At 62.3% G+C, this 14,971-nt stretch carries 14 protein-coding genes; 6 read left to right on the top strand and 8 right to left on the bottom strand.

The genetic code is table 11. From position 1 onward, the window contains the following. Positions 1–6: 6 nt before the first annotated feature. Positions 7–888, top strand: coding sequence for a LysR family transcriptional regulator (locus CRO18_RS07115; RefSeq protein ID WP_097081619.1), 882 nt, complete (start codon positions 7–9; stop codon positions 886–888). Here the strand turns inward: CRO18_RS07115 and CRO18_RS07110 are convergent. From CRO18_RS07110 to CRO18_RS07085, 6 genes are all read right to left on the bottom strand, one after another. Further along, positions 885–1,967 carry a biotin/lipoate A/B protein ligase family protein gene (locus CRO18_RS07110; RefSeq protein WP_097081618.1) on the bottom strand — a complete coding sequence of 361 codons (1,083 nt, stop codon included), beginning with the start codon at positions 1,965–1,967 and terminating at the stop codon, positions 885–887. The genes CRO18_RS07115 and CRO18_RS07110 overlap by 4 nt on opposite strands. Continuing rightward, the gene (locus CRO18_RS07105; protein WP_170952591.1) at positions 1,960–3,240 is read right to left on the bottom strand and encodes a radical SAM protein; all 1,281 of its coding nucleotides are present in this window, start codon (positions 3,238–3,240) and stop codon (positions 1,960–1,962) included. The genes CRO18_RS07110 and CRO18_RS07105 overlap by 8 nt, the downstream gene beginning before the upstream one ends. Next, entirely contained in the window at positions 3,237–4,319 is a 1,083-nt protein-coding gene (locus tag CRO18_RS07100; RefSeq protein ID WP_097081617.1) for a geranylgeranyl reductase family protein, read from the bottom strand. Before CRO18_RS07100 ends, CRO18_RS07105 begins: the two co-directional genes overlap by 4 nt. Further along, positions 4,316–5,350 carry a radical SAM protein gene (locus CRO18_RS07095; protein WP_097081616.1) on the bottom strand — a complete coding sequence of 345 codons (1,035 nt, stop codon included), beginning with the start codon at positions 5,348–5,350 and terminating at the stop codon, positions 4,316–4,318. Before CRO18_RS07095 ends, CRO18_RS07100 begins: the two co-directional genes overlap by 4 nt. Further along, the gene (locus CRO18_RS07090) at positions 5,335–6,474 is read right to left on the bottom strand and encodes an acetoin utilization protein AcuC (RefSeq protein ID WP_097081615.1); all 1,140 of its coding nucleotides are present in this window, start codon (positions 6,472–6,474) and stop codon (positions 5,335–5,337) included. The genes CRO18_RS07095 and CRO18_RS07090 overlap by 16 nt, the downstream gene beginning before the upstream one ends. A 105-nt stretch (positions 6,475–6,579) precedes the next feature. Continuing rightward, the gene (locus tag CRO18_RS07085) at positions 6,580–7,470 is read right to left on the bottom strand and encodes a LysR family transcriptional regulator (RefSeq protein ID WP_097081614.1); all 891 of its coding nucleotides are present in this window, start codon (positions 7,468–7,470) and stop codon (positions 6,580–6,582) included. 104 nt (positions 7,471–7,574) lie between these two features. On the opposite strand from CRO18_RS07085, the gene CRO18_RS07080 reads away from it, so the two are divergent. From CRO18_RS07080 to CRO18_RS07060, 5 genes are all read left to right on the top strand, one after another. Continuing rightward, complete coding sequence (locus CRO18_RS07080; RefSeq protein ID WP_097081613.1) at positions 7,575–9,005, top strand: form I ribulose bisphosphate carboxylase large subunit; 1,431 nt, start codon at positions 7,575–7,577, stop codon at positions 9,003–9,005. Positions 9,006–9,039: 34 nt separating this feature from the next. Further along, entirely contained in the window at positions 9,040–9,396 is a 357-nt protein-coding gene (locus tag CRO18_RS07075; RefSeq protein ID WP_076485782.1) for a ribulose bisphosphate carboxylase small subunit, read from the top strand. 57 nt (positions 9,397–9,453) lie between these two features. After that, positions 9,454–10,257, top strand: coding sequence for a CbbQ/NirQ/NorQ/GpvN family protein (locus CRO18_RS07070; protein WP_097081612.1), 804 nt, complete (start codon positions 9,454–9,456; stop codon positions 10,255–10,257). Next, positions 10,223–12,550, top strand: coding sequence for a nitric oxide reductase activation protein NorD (locus CRO18_RS07065; RefSeq protein WP_249276009.1), 2,328 nt, complete (start codon positions 10,223–10,225; stop codon positions 12,548–12,550). Before CRO18_RS07070 ends, CRO18_RS07065 begins: the two co-directional genes overlap by 35 nt. Positions 12,551–12,627: 77 nt before the next feature. Then, positions 12,628–13,062, top strand: coding sequence for an RbsD/FucU family protein (locus CRO18_RS07060; protein ID WP_076485779.1), 435 nt, complete (start codon positions 12,628–12,630; stop codon positions 13,060–13,062). A 117-nt stretch (positions 13,063–13,179) separates the two neighbouring features. Here CRO18_RS07060 and CRO18_RS07055 read toward each other — a convergent pair whose 3' ends face one another. Then, positions 13,180–14,142, bottom strand: a complete 963-nt coding sequence (locus CRO18_RS07055; RefSeq protein WP_097081611.1) for a transketolase family protein — start codon at positions 14,140–14,142, stop codon at positions 13,180–13,182. Beyond that, positions 14,142–14,966, bottom strand: a complete 825-nt coding sequence (locus CRO18_RS07050; protein WP_076485777.1) for a transketolase — start codon at positions 14,964–14,966, stop codon at positions 14,142–14,144. The genes CRO18_RS07055 and CRO18_RS07050 overlap by 1 nt, the downstream gene beginning before the upstream one ends. Between the last annotated feature and the right edge of the window lie 5 nt (positions 14,967–14,971).

The following is a 14,971-nucleotide window of genomic DNA, read 5'->3' as shown; positions in this document are numbered from 1 at the left end:
CGGGCCATGACCCTTGAGCAATTGCGCATCTTTCTGGCGGTGGCAGAACGCGAGCATGTGACCCGCGCCGCAGAGGCTTTGCACCTGACGCAATCGGCGGTTTCTGCCGCCGTTTCTGCACTGGAAGCCCGCCACGGCACCAAGCTTTTTGACCGGATCGGGCGCGGCATCAAACTGACGGATGCGGGCAAGCTTTTCGTCCCCGAAGCACGCGCCGTACTTGCACGCGCCGCCGCCGCCGAGCGGGTGCTGGATGATCTTGCCGGGCTTGCACGGGGCAGCCTGCGCATTGCCGCAAGCCAAACCCTTGCCACCTATTGGCTGCCGCCGCTCGTTGTGCGCTTTCACGCGGCCTATCCCGGCATTGCGCTTGATCTGGTGACAGCCAATTCCGAAACCGTGGGCCATGAGGTCGCCGCCCTTTCCGCCGATTTCGGTTTTATCGAAGGCGGCGCTGCCCACCCCGGCCTTAGCGATGAACCCTTCGGTGAAGATGAGCTGTATCTGGTCGTTGCCCCCGGCCACCCTTGGGCGGCAAGCGCCCCAAGCCAAGACATTCTTGCCGCTGGCCCATGGATCATGCGCGAAGAAGGCTCTGGCACCCGCGCGCGGATGGATGAAGCGTTGATCGAAATGGGCGTGCCCAATCCCGGCGGCAAGCTTGAATTCCCCTCGAACGAAGCGGTGCGCTCAGCGGTGATCGCAGGTGGCGGCGCCACGCTCATTTCGCGGCTCGCGGTGGAGGCTGAACTGGCCGATGGGCGGCTGGTGCGGCTAGAAGCCCCGCCCGCCGCGCGCAACTTCCGGCTGCTGATGCACCCGGAGCGTCACCTGACAGAAGCGGCAAAGGCCTTTTTGCGCCTCGCCCTGCCCGACCCGAGGCTTTAGCCTGCGGGTTCGTGGCGCATCGCCGCCGCCACGCGCACCGCACGCGCAAAATCGCTGCCGGGGGCGGACATCAGCGCCGCCTGCGCGTTTTCAAAATACTGCGCCACGGTGCTTTCCACGGCAGCGAGTTCGACCCCGCGCAAAGCCGCCTCCAAATCCGGCACGATCCGCGGCGGGGCAACAAAGAAATCGCCTGTGAACAGCACCTCGCGAATGCGGTCTTGCGCGGGGCCTTCAAGCCGCAGATGCGCGGTAATTGTGCCCCCCGCCCCGGCATGCGTCCCCGAAAGCACATCCGCCACGCGGGTCGGATCATCAATGCCGTAGACGAAATCATCGGTCCCGATCTCTTCGTCATGGAACTTTTGCGCCAGTGCCTCTTCCTCAGAAGTGATCGCCCCCCAAGAGGGCGCAATGCCGAGGCGCTTGGCAAAAGCCGCGACGAGCGCCTCTTTCACCTCAGCTTCGGGCGGTGGGGCGCCATTAAACAATTCCGTCATTGTCACGATCCGCTGCGCCCCGGCTTGCGCCCCATGGCGTGCGAGCTTGGCGGCGGGGATGTTCAACAGCCCCGCCATCTTCGCCCCATCCATATCGCGCAAGATCGTGCCCTGATAAAAGATCGTGTCGCCGTCGAAGAACCCACCGGTGCCCGAGATCTTCCGCCCCTCCACCTCAATGTCATTGCGCGGGCGGTAGCGTGCGGCAATTCCTAGGCTTTGCAGCCCCTCAGCCGCTGCCTCGCACAATTCACGCGCCACATCGCCCAAGCTGGGCAAGCCAAGGGTTTGCTTGTGAAACACCAATTCCCAACCAAACTGGCCTTCATCCAAATAAAGCGCGCCGCCGCCCGTGACGCGCCGCCCAATCCCGACCCCCGCGGCGCGGCAAGCGGGCAAGTTCAACTCCTGCCCAATCGCCTGATGCCGCCCCACCAAAACCGTGGGCGGAAAGGTCAAAAAACGGATCGTATCGGGGATGGTGCCCGCCTTATGCGCCTCGATCAGTGCCTGATCAAAAGCGATCTGCGCACGGCCCGGCCGCACGCCCGTATCAATCACGCGGAAAGGCTTAGTCATATTCGAACTCCTCTCCCGGCTCATAGCTCTCGTTGGCCCGCGCCATGTTCAACTGGCTGCGCACCCGTTTGATGTCCACCGGGCGCAGCGCAAAGGGGTAAGAGGCAATGTCCGAGGGCGGGCTGTCGCCATAGGGCCGATCGCAGGCGGAAATATCTTCGGCAAACTTGCCCGGGCAACCGGAGGTGCGAAAGGCGATCCCGGCATCAATGATCGCATCCAGTTCCGATTGCGGCAGCCCAAAATCCGCCACCCGACCCAGATCATCAAACCGCATCTGTTCCACCCGCACCCCATAATAGTCGATCAGATAGCGCCCCAGTTGCACACGCCGCCATTGGTCGCGCGGGGTGGCAGGCAGATGGTCCATCAAGCTGCCCTGTTCGGGATAGAAGCTAAACATATGGCTGTGCCCGCCCATATCGACCAAGCGCTGCGCCACGGCCAGCATCTCGGCCTCGGTCTCGCCCATACCAACGATAAGATGCGCGCCGAACTTTTGCGGGCCGAACACATCGCGCGCCCAGTCAAGCGCCTCCCAATAGCCCGCCCAAGAATGCGGCGATTGCACGCCTTTGCCGCGCGTGCGGTCAAAGATCATCGGCGTCGCAGCATCAAGCGCCACGGTAAAAATATCCGATCCCATATCGCGCAACCGCACGACATCTTCACGCGTCATCGTTGTCGGGTTCGACAGGATCGAGATTGGGATTTGATCCGGGTCGATCCGGTCGGTCCATGTCTTCAGCACCGTCACCGTATCGGCATCTGAGTTCGGATGCGTGATCATGGAAATGCACATGCGGTGGAAGGGGGTATTCTCGACATCTGCCGCGATCCGGTCCACCACCTCGGCCATCGGCACGGCGGGCCAATCCACGCGGATAAAGTTGCGGTCTGCATAGTTGCGCTCGGCCTCGCGGTGGCGCGCGAGCCCGCAATAGGCGCAATTGGCCCGGCATCCCTCGGGATAGGTCAAAAGCAGGTTCAAACAGCGCGTGCAGGAACAATTATACATCTGCCCCTCGACCAGCCCGAGCGTGATCGCGGCGGCGGTGGACATTTGCACGTAGTCGGGCGAGCGCATGGCAGGCGTCATCACCCGGTAATCGGGGCGGTAAAGCCCTTGCGGCGCGTGGCCCGCCTGTTTCACCGCACCACCGTTTTTCATGCCAGCAGGTGTCGGCGCCGGGGCGCGTGGAAACATAATTTCGGGCGCATTAAAGCCGCTGGCAACGCCTTGGGCTGGGGTTTCGGATTTCGTGCAACTCATGCGAGCTCCTCCACGCGGGTGGGGTCTGTGCGGTATTCGGGCCAAGCAATCCACGCGCGGCGCAAAGCAGCCACATCGGGGCGGCGGCCCGCCGCGTAATGCGCCATCAATTCGGCGCGGCGGCGCACCGCAAGTGTAAGCGAGGGGCCAAACAGATCTTCGATCTCCTCGGCATAATCCGTCTCTGCCGCAGCCTTCCCGGCGGCCATTTGCGCAGCGGCCTCACCGGCCATCCGGCCCGAAAGAACCGCTGTTGCGATCCCCGCGCCGGTGATGGGGTGGGTCAGACCCGCCGCATCGCCCGCCAGCAAAACAGTTGCCGCACCACGCCGCGCAACGGGGCCAACCAACCCGCCCACGGGTATTGTGCCCCCGGTCAAGCAGCGCGCCTGAGTGCCCACACGTCCTTCGGCGATCAGTTCTTGATGGAGTTGCTCAAGCAGGGGCTTAAGGCTCCCGCGCGCCTGCCCTGCCACGCCAAGACCAAGGTTCGCCTCCTCCCCGCGCGGAAAGAGCCAGCCATAGCCGCCGACAATCTCGGGCGCGAGGAAGATATCGGTCGCATCATGGGCAACCCGCAGCGGCACAGTGATTTGCCGCGCCTCGCACAAATCGCGGTTCACCAACCCAACGGCCCGCCCGACGGCTGAGCGCGGACCATCGGCACCGATCACCACACGGGGAGCAAAACGGCGCCCATCGGCCAAAAGCACAGCGCCATCCGCCATAAACGCCACAAGCGCACAGCCAGAGACAAGTTCCGCGCCCGCCTTACAGGCTTGCGCGACCAGAGCCGCATCAAAGCGCGCGCGGTCGATCATCACGCCCGAAAAGCCCGCGCTGCGCAGCGGGTCATCGGTCAAATACGTCTCCATCGCGGCGATTTCTTGCACCGCAGCGGTCCGCACGGCGGGGGTTTCCAAAGCCAGCGCCGCAGGCACGAATTCAGCGCATTGCACGGGCTGGCCCGGTATGGCGCGTTTATCTACCGCCAGCACCCGCGCCCCCGCCTGCGCCGCCGCCGCTGCGGCAGATGCCCCCGCCGGGCCAAGCCCGACAATCAGCACATCCACACTCATGCCGCGCACCCCGCACGCAGACTTTCCCCCTGCCCGAGCTTGATCGAGCAGCAAGCATGGGCTTGGTCCCAAGGCCGCCCGACCATTTCGGCTACGGCCACCGCGCCCTCTGCCGGGAAGGCAATGCCATCCAGCCCCGCCATCACGGCATAGGCATCGATGATACGCTTGTGCATCCCCGCCGGTCGCGCGCAGCCCAAAAGCACATCGCGATCCGGCAGCACCTGCCGCGCGCGCAAAAAGATGCGCCCCACATCATCGGCGGGCACGGTGACGAAGGTGCCGGGCGTTGCGTAAAACGGCATCACCACCACCAAAACAAGCGCCTTCGTTGGATAGCGCGCAACCATCTCCAGCGCGCGGTCTTCGCCCAAAAGCCGCCCGTAATGCAGCCCAATCACGATATGAGGCGAGATTTCCATTTTCGTGGCGCTGAGCGCGGCAAGTGTGGCCTCAAAATCCTCCACCGGGCGCTGAAGATGATAGACCTGCTCAATCGTTTCTTGCGCGCCGATCACATCCATCATCGCCGTATCGACGCCCGCCGCCTCCATCCTTTTGGCGCCCGCCACATCGGTCAGCGCGGTATGGATGGCGATCCGCATCTCAGGGAAATCGCGTTTCAGCCCCTCGATCACCGGATAGAATTTATCATAGCGAATTTCATTGCGCCGGTTCGAACCGCCCGAGAGCAAAAACCCCTGCAAACCTTGCAAAATTACCAGATCGCGGACTTTACGATCCAATTCTTCGGGCTTTGTGGCCGGGATCATTGGTTCAAGGATCTTCGCCTTGCAGTGATCGCAATCAAGCGCGCAGGCGCCGCCCGTGATCGAAAAGGCCGGGAAAGCGTTCTTGCCACAGCCTTTGATCTCTTGGCTGTCATATTCCTTGAAGGTGGGCGTGGAAAAGCGCACGGGTCGGGCGCGTGTGCGCGCGGCATGCGCCTGCATTTCTGCCACCAAACCAGCGTCGAAGACCGCATCTTCCAGCGGCTCAATATCGCCCAAACGCTCTATCCAGTCACGCATGGAAGCCTCCTTCCTATCGTCGCGGAAAAGCCACAGGTGGCAGCAACAAGCGCCTCGACCTCCGGCCGGATCGGGCCGGGGTTTTCCGGGTCGGCGATGCGTTCAAACCAAACAGCTGCGCGGTCTTCGGGCTCAACCAGATCGCAATCGAGACTTTCTAAAACGCTGCGCGCCGCTTTGGGCAGTTCCACTGGAATGTCTTGCCCCGAAAGCCGTGCCCAAAGCCCTGCCCAAGCGCGCCCCAGCGTCCAAGGGTTATAGCCCCCCCCGCCCAAAACCACCCGCGCCGGAGCCAAGGCACAAACGGCATCGGTCGCGGCCCAAAGCCGGGTGTTGGTAATGGCAAGCGACGAAAGCGGATCACCCAAAAGCGCATCCGCCCCCACCGTCACCACCACCGCATCGGGGGCAAAGTCCCGTGCGGCGGGCAGCACAGCCTTTTCCAAAACATAGTCGAATTCGGTGTCATTGAGCCGTGGCGGAAGCGGCAAATTGCGAAGCGTTTCCCCCTGATCTTCGGCCCCGCCGGTAAAGGGCCAGCGCCCCGCCTCATGCAAGGAAAGCGTCATCACACGCGGGTCTTTGGCAAAGGCCAGTTCCACCCCATCGCCATGGTGGGCATCAAAATCGACATAAAGGACGCGGGACCGACCAAGATCGAGAAGCGTCAAGATTGCGAAAACCGGATCATTGAGGAAGCAAAAGCCGCTCGCGCACCCACGCAGCCCATGATGCGTGCCGCCGCCGGGATGAAAGGCCACCGCGCCTTGATGCGCAAGCCGTGCCGCCAGCATCGCGCCCCCCACAGACACCGCCGCACGATGCCAAAGCCCCTCGAAAACGGGGTTTTCCAAAGTGCCAATATGGTAGCGCGCGCGATCTTCGCTGCTGGCATGGCCAGCCGCCTCGGACCGCTGGATCGCGTCTAGATAATCGGGTTGATGGAACCGGGCAATCTCGGCCCGGCTGGCGGGCAAGCATTCAAGCGGCGCATGGCCGCGCCCAAACCAGCCCAGCGCCTCGCAAAGTCGCTCCACCGTTCCAACGCGCGGAATGGCCAGCGGATGATTACCAGAATAGCCCGTCTGCCGAAAACAGGCAGCGGTGATAAAATGGGCCGTCATAACTGATGGCCTCCCTCCCTAAGCGGGCTCCCCTCCCGCAGGTTAAGTGTTATTCAGAAAGCAGCATGTGACAAGACAAAACTGTCAACCAAAGGTTGCGGCGGATTAGGCACCTGCTGTGGCGCGGAGCTGATCCAAAAAGGCCTGCGCCGCCGGGGAAAGCCGTTTGCCCCGCGGCCACGCCACATGCCATGCACGTTTGAGTGGAAAACCAATAACATCGAGCGCCACGAGCCGCCCAAGTTCCAGTTCCACCTCCACCGTCGCGCGGGACAAAACCGCAATCCCAAGCCCCGCCCGCACCGCCTGCCGGATCGCGGCATTGGCGCCAAGTTCCAACCGTACTTTGGGCGAAAGCCCCTGTGCGGCAAAGAAGCGTTCGGTCGCGATCCGCGTGCCCGATCCCTTTTCACGCATCACAAAAGGGGCTTCGGCGAGCATCTCGGGCGCGATGGCACGCGCAGTTGCCAGCGGGTGATCGGGCGGCGCCACCAGCACCAACGGGTTTTGCGCAAAGGCGAAATGCTCTGCCTCCACCTCCTCGGGCGGGGTGCCAAGGATGTAAAGATCGTCTTCATTCGCGGCGAAGCGCGCGAGCAATTCGCCCCGGTTGCCGACCTTCAGCGCAACCTCAATCCCCGGATGGTTTTTGCAAAAGATGCCCAAAAGCGTGGGCGCATCATATTGCGCAGTGGAGACCGCCGCGAGCCGCAAGGAGCCGGAGGAAAGCCCTTGCACCTCGGCCAAGCGGGCCTCCATCCGGTCGATCTCTCCCAAAATCTCGCGCGCGGAAGCCAGCACCACCTCCCCCGCCTGCGTAAGGTAAAGCCGCTTGCCGATCCGCTCGATCAGCGCCGCGCCGATTTGCTCTTCCAGCGTGCGCACTTGGGTGAAAACGGCGGGCTGGGTCAGGTGCAAAGCCTCCGCCGCGCGGGTGTAGGAAAGCTCCCGCGCCACCGCCGCAAAGATCTGCAATTGCCGTAAACTCGCTCGCATGAATAGCCTTTTCTAAAGTCCATATCTAAAAACTATTCATTTTTACCTAGTCTCGCAAGCCGCTAGCTTCCTCCCAAGCCAACGCATGGGGAGGAGACCCGCCAATGAATGCCCAGCCCAGAAAGACCTATGACGCAGGGGTAAAAGACTACCGCGCCACCTATTGGGAGCCGAATTACGCGGTGAAAGACACCGACGTTCTGGCGGTGTTCAAAGTGATCCCGCAAGCGGGCGTAAGCCGCGAAGAGGCCGCCGCGGCCGTCGCCGCGGAAAGCTCCACCGGGACTTGGACCACGGTCTGGACCGACCTTTTGACCGATCTCGATCACTACAAGGGCCGCGCTTATCGGGTGGAGGACGTGCCCGGCCATGACGAAGCCTTTTACGCCTTCATCGCCTACCCGGCAGACCTGTTTGAGGAAGGTTCGGTCGTCAACGTCTTCACCTCGCTTGTGGGCAATGTCTTTGGCTTCAAAGCGGTGCGCTCGCTGCGGCTGGAAGATGTGCGCTTCCCGATCTGGTTCGTGAAAACCTGTTTCGGCCCGCCCCATGGCATTCAGGTCGAACGCGACAAGATGGACAAATATGGCCGCCCGCTTTTGGGCTGCACGATCAAACCGAAGCTTGGCCTTTCCGCGAAAAACTATGGCCGCGCCGTTTATGAATGCCTGCGCGGCGGGCTCGACTTCACGAAAGACGACGAGAACGTCAATTCGCAACCCTTCATGCGCTGGCGCGACCGGTTCCTGTTCTGTCAGGAAGCGATCACCAAATCCGAGGCAGAGACGGGCGAGCGCAAGGGCCATTACATGAATGTCACCGCGCCGACGGTGGAAGAAATGTTCCGCCGCGCCGAATTTGCCAAGGAACTTGGCACGCCGATCATCATGTCGGATTACATCACGCTCGGCTGGGCCGCGCATAATTCGCTGTCCAAATGGTGCCGCGAAAACGGGATGCTGTTGCACGTCCACCGCGCCATGCATGCCGTGATTGACCGCAACCCGAACCACGGCATCAATTTCCGGGTGCTGGCGAAACTGCTCCGCCTTTTGGGCGGCGATCATTTGCACTCGGGCACCGTGGTCGGCAAGCTTGAGGGCGACCGTGCCGCAACGCTCGGTTGGATCGACCTTCTGCGCGACCGGTTCGTAGCGGAAGACCGCGAGCGGGGGATTTTCTTCGATCAAGATTGGGGCTCGATGCCCGGCGTCTTCCCGGTCGCCTCGGGGGGTATCCACGTCTGGCACATGCCCGCGCTGGTTTCGATCTTTGGCAATGACTCGGTATTGCAATTCGGCGGCGGCACGCTCGGCCACCCTTGGGGCAATGCGGCGGGCGCGGCGGCAAACCGCGTGGCGCTGGAGGCCTGCGTGCAAGCCCGTAACGAAGGCCGTCAGCTTGAAAAAGAGGGCAAAGACATCCTGACCAAAGCCGCCCAGCACAGCCCCGAACTGAAAGTGGCGATGGAGACGTGGAAAGAGATCAAGTTCGAGTTCGACACCGTCGACAAGCTCGACGTGCAGCACCGCTGATCGCTCCCCCCTTCCTCAAAAAGGACACCCCGAAATGAGCACCGTTCAAGACTATCCCTCCCGCCTTTCCACGCCCGAAAGCCGCAAGATGGGCACCTTTTCCTACCTGCCGCCGATGGATGACGGCGAAATTCGCAAGCAGGTGGAATGGATCGTGAAACACGGCTGGAACCCGGCGATTGAGCATACCGAGCCCGAATTTGCGGGCGCCACCTACTGGTATATGTGGAAGCTGCCGATGTTTGGCGAAAGCGATGTTGATGCGATCTTGGCAGAGTTGAAAGCCTGCCACGATGCCAACCCCGGCCACCATGTCCGGCTGATCGGCTATGACAATTTCACCCAAAGCCAAGGTGCCAATATGGTCGTCTATCGCGGCGCCGCCGTGTGACGCCCGGCACCTCGCGGCCCGCCTGCCCCGGCGGGTCGCATTTACGGGGAGGATGCGATGAAGGATATGATCGAAGACCATCTGGTTGCGGCAGAGCCGTGGTATCGCCCGGTCGCAGATGAGGTTGCGCTGTTTCAGGCCGCTTACGCTGCGCGAATGCCGGTGATGCTTAAAGGCCCCACAGGCTGCGGCAAAACCCGCTTTGTCGAACATATGGCGTGGCGCTTGGGCAAGCCGCTTGTCACAGTGGCGTGCAACGAAGACATGACCGCCTCGGACCTTGTCGGGCGGTTCTTGCTCGATGCCAATGGCACCCGCTGGCAAGATGGCCCGCTCGCCTTTGCTGCGCGACATGGTGCGATTTGCTATCTCGATGAGGTGGTCGAGGCACGCCAAGACACGACCGTTGCGATCCACCCCCTCACCGATGGCCGCCGCGTGCTGCCGCTTGAAAAGAAGGGCGAATTGCTCAAGGCGCATCCCGATTTTCATCTCGTGATCAGCTATAACCCCGGCTACCAATCGCTGATGAAAGACCTCAAGCAATCTACCAAGCAACGCTTTGGCGCGCTCGACTTTGCATGGCCCGAAGCTGCGGTAGAGGTGGAGATCGTCGCCCATGAGGCTCGGGTGAGTGAAGACACCGCCCAGAAACTGGTCGAAATTGGGGCCCGTGCGCGCAACCTCAAAGGCCACGGGCTGGATGAGGGCGTCTCGACCCGGATGCTCGTGCATGCGGGGCAATTGATCGCCCAAGGCGTGGCCCCGGTGGCCGCCTGCACCATGGCAATCACCCGCCCGATCACCGACGATATGGATATGCGCGATGCACTTGATGCAGCCGTTGCCACATTCTTCTGAAAAGCCCGCTTTGGGCTTTGAGGGCCTTCCTGCCGATCATGCAGGCCTTCCCTTCTCCCTTCCGGACCCGGCGGCGAAGGCCCTCGATCAAATGCTGCCAGAGGCACGGCGGCGGCTTTCACCGCGCGGGCTTGATACATGGTTGCGCGGGATAGATGCGCTCAACCAAATGGGGCGCGGTGCGGGGCCGATTGCGGCCTATGCCAATGCCATGCCGCAAGTGGCGCGCGATTTGGGCGAAGATGTTCTGGCCGAAACCACCACCGCCTGCCTTGGCTTTGCCTCCCGCACCTCTGGCGCGGTGATCGAGCGGATCTTGGAAACCGCGCCCTTGGCGGCAAAGCGGCTCGCCGATGCGGGGCTGTTTCTGGCTTACTTGCGGTTCTTGGAACATGTGCTGGCCCGTGCGCCGCGCGCGATCCGCCCGATGCTTGACCATCTGGGCGAGCTGTTCGATGTGCTCACGCTTGGCGGTCTGCGCCGTTGGGCCGACTGGGGGATCGAGGCGCATCGCACCGATACCCCCGCGCTAGAGGCTTATTTCGCACTCGGCTCGGACGCCTCTAAATCGGTGCTGCAATCCGAGCGCAAAGGCGTTCTGCTGGTTGATTTGCAGCGGCGCTTGGGCATGTATTTGCGGGCACTTTGGGGGCGCGATTTCGTGCTTGTGCCCACGGCGGGCGATTTTGAAACCCGTGCTGGGCTGCGCCCCTTTGCCGAAAGCCATATGCTGCATCTCCCCGATGCTTTGGATGATTGGCACGGCGAACCGGGGCTTGATCTCTACCGCGCGCAAGTCGCGCATCTGGCGGCACATTTGGCCGTTTTACGCGCACCGATTTTGGCCGAAGGGCTGGGCGCGCTGGACCTTGCCTGCATCGGGTTGATTGAAGACGCCCGCGCCGAAGCACTGGCAATCCGCCGCTTCCCAAATCTGCGCGGGCTTTGGGCGCGGTTTCACAGCCAAACCGCGAGCGGCATTGCCGGGGTCTTTGATCGCATTGCCCGCGTGCTGCTGACGGGCACCGCAGAAGACGACTTTTCAAGCTGGGTTCTGGCGCAGTTCAGCGCGTTGGATTTGCAAGAGCCAGAGGCCACGCGGGCGCTTGGGCTGGCGCTTGCCAATCGGCTCCGCAACCAGCCCTATTCCGCGCATCGTGATCAGCCGTCGTGCCCTTATCGCTGCGACAACCGGGTGCTTTGGGAATTTGAGGAAATCGACTGGGAGGTTCTTACCGCCCCCGCGCAAACGCGCCGCTATGTCTCGGTCAGCGAGATGGTGAATGAGGTGGAGGTCGAGACCGCAGGCGAGGATGCGCAAGAAATCTGGGTGCAATCGGCCGAGTTCTTTGACGATGACGGTACCAGTTTCAATGCGCGCGAGGGCAAGCCCGCGCTCGCGCCGCCGGTGCTGTATGAAGAGTTTGACCACCGCCTGCAAATGACCCGCCCGGCTTGGGCGACCCTGCGCGAGATGCGCCCCAAAGCGGGCCACGCGGTTGCGGCGGAGGCGATTTTGGAGGCGCATCGCAAGACCTCAGACCGACTGCGGCATTTGATGGAGGCCATGCGCCCGCAAGGCACGCAGCGCATTCGTAAGCTCGAAGATGGCGATGAGATCGACCTTGAGGCGGCAATCCGCGCGGTGAGTGATATCCGGATGGGGCGCGAGCCTGACCCACGCGTGATGATGCGGGTGATCCGCAAAACCCGCGACACCGCTGTTTTGGTGCTGCTTGATCTTTCAGAATCAACCAATGACCCCGCGCCGGGCGGCGAAACGGTGTTGAGCCTGACCCAATCCTCCTGTCTGATCCTGTCGCAAGCGATCGACAGGGTGGGCGACCGATTTGCGATCCATGGCTTTCAGTCAGATGGGCGAGAGAATGTGTTCTACACCCGGCTCAAGGATTTCGACACGCCTTGGGGCATCGGGCCCAAAGCGCGGATCATGGGGGCGGAGGGCAGGCTTTCCACCCGCATGGGCACCGCGATCCGGCACGCGACGGCGGAACTTTCCCGCGTGAAAGCCGCGCGCAAGCTGATGCTGGTGCTGACCGATGGCGCGCCCTCTGACATCGACGTGCGCGACCCGCATTACTTGCGCGCCGATGCCCGCGCGGCGGTCGAAGCGGCGCGACGCGAGGGCGTGACGCCCTTTTGCCTCACGCTCGACCCCGGCGCAGATGCCTATGCAGGCCGCATTTTCGGGGCGCAAAATGTGCAGGTATTGGAAAAGGTCGAACGGCTCCCTGAGCGGCTCCCGATGCTTTACGCAGCGCTGACCCGCTAGCCCTTGCAATCGCCCTCCCACGGGTCTTTCATCGCCTTGGGCGGCCCCGATGCGGCGCCCGAAAGCGAGGAAGAACCATGCTCAAGAACATCGACCCGATCCTGACGGCAGACCTGCTTTATACGCTGCGTGCGATGGGCCACGGCGACGAGATCGTCATTGTGGATGCCAACTTTCCGGCGGAAAGCTGCGCGCAAGAACTGATCCGTCTGCCGGGACTTACGGCCACGCGGGTGATGGATGCGATTTTGTCGGTGATGCCGCTTGATGACTTTGTGCCTGAAGCGGCTTTCCATATGGAAGTGGTCGGCGACCCCGATGCCGAACAACCGATTTTTGCCGATTTCCGTGAGATTTTGGCCAAACATGAAGGGCCAGAGGCGAAACTGGGCCGGGTTGAACGGTTCGATTTCTATGATCGCTCGAAAAAGGCTTTTGCCATTGTCGCAACGGGTGAGACCCGGCTTTACGGCTGCTTGATCTTGAAAAAGGGCGTGATCCGCCCCGAATAACCCCCAAAAGGAGCACCGCCCGCCCCGGGAGGGAGGCGGGCGGCGACTTCGGCCTTGAGGCAGCGAGGGAGGAGAATGCTGCCCCAAGGTCAGCGCGCGGGGGGGCCGCGCGATTTCTTAGCGTTTTACCCGGTCAAGCACCTTACGCACTGCGGCGCTGATGCCCGGCACGGAAAGGCCAAACTCCTCAAACAGCCATTCGGTCGAGCCGGTGGGCACAAAGCCCGGGAAGCCGAGCCGCTCAACCGGCACCGGGCATTCGCCTGCCGTCAGTTCGGCCACAGCCCCGCCCAAGCCGCCCCGGACCGAGGCTTCTTCGACCGTGACAATCGCCCCGGTTTCGCGTGCAGCGGCAAGCACCGCCGCCTCATCCAGCGGGTTGATCGTCGCCATGTTCAGAACCCTCACCGAAAGCCCTTTATCCGCCAGTTTATCCGCCGCTTCCGCCGCCAGATGCACCGTGGTGCCGCAAGCAATCACCGTCACATCGCTGCCAGAGCGGACCAGTTCGGCCTTACCGGCCGTGAAGACGCGCCCCGGCATATCAAGGTTTGGCACCGGCATCCGCGACAGCCGCAGATAGACCGGCCCCTCATGCGCGGCGGCCCATTTCACCGCCTCCGCCGTTTCCCATGCGTCGGCGGGGGCGATCACGGTGATATTGGTGAGCGGGCGCAACCAAGCCAAGTCTTCGATCGAATGGTGCGTTGCGCCCAACTCGCCATAGGCCACGCCGGAGGATTGGCCCACAAGTTTGACGTTGAAATTGGCGTAAGCCACATCGGCCTTCACCTGCTCAAGCGAACGCCCGGTCAGGAAGCACGAGGCCGCCGAGACAAAGGGAATACGCCCGCCATTCGCAAGCCCGGCCCCCACGCCAACCATCAACTGCTCGGCAATGCCGACATTGATCAGCCGATCCGGGAATTTCTTTTGAAACCCGCCCAGTTTCGACGAGCCGGTGGAATCGTTCACCACCGCCACGATGCGTTCGTCTTCGGCGGCCAAAGCTTCCAGTGTTTCCACCCAAGCATTGCGGCAATCATGCAGGCCAGCGCTCACGGGTCCATCATGGGCCATCACACCAACTCCTTCATCGCTTGGGCATAAAGCGCATCATCGGGCACGGCATGGTGCCATTTCGCTTGGTTCTCCATGAAGGAGACCCCTTTGCCCTTAACGGTATTCGCAATCACACACAGCGGCTTGCCACGACCTTTGGGGCTTGCAGACAGCACCTCAAGCAGCGCGCCAACGTCATGACCATCCACCATCGCGACCTCAAAGCCAAAGGCCCGGTATTTGTCATCCATCGGATCCATGCCCGAGGTCACCTCGGTCGATTGGCCCTGTTGCAGACGGTTGCGGTCAATGATCAGCGTCAGGTTTTCGAGCTTGCGGAAACTCGCGGTCATCGCCGCTTCCCAGTTCGAGCCCTCTTGCTGCTCGCCATCCCCGGTCAGCACGAAGGTGCGATACTCCGCGCCGGTCAATTGGCCCGCAATCGCAATGCCGGTCGCCACCGGGAAACCATGCCCCAAGGGGCCAGTGTTGGTTTCCACGCCGGGCAGATAGTTGCGGTTCGGGTGGCCGTTCAGCATCGAGCGCGGCTGCATATAAGTTTGCAGCCAGCTTTCCGGGAAATAGCCCGCCGCGCAAAGCGCCGTGTAAAGCGCCCCCGTGGCATGGCCCTTCGACATCACGAAACGGTCGCGGTCTTCCCATTGCGGGCGGGCGCTGTCGTAGCGCATCACGCCAAAGTACAGCGTTGCCAGAATGTCGATGGCAGAGAAATCGCCGCCCGGATGCCCAAGCTGCGCTTTGTGGACCATGCCAAACGCGGTCCGGCGCATCCACAGCGCTTTCTCGCGGATCAGCTCCACGGTTTCGGGTTTCGGGGTCATGGTAT

Origin of the sequence: Rhodobacter sp. JA431 (assembly GCF_900217725.1) — a bacterium.
Classification (GTDB): Bacteria; Pseudomonadota; Alphaproteobacteria; order Rhodobacterales; family Rhodobacteraceae; genus Rhodobacter; species Rhodobacter aestuarii.
This window is presented reverse-complemented; position numbering and strand designations above follow the sequence as displayed.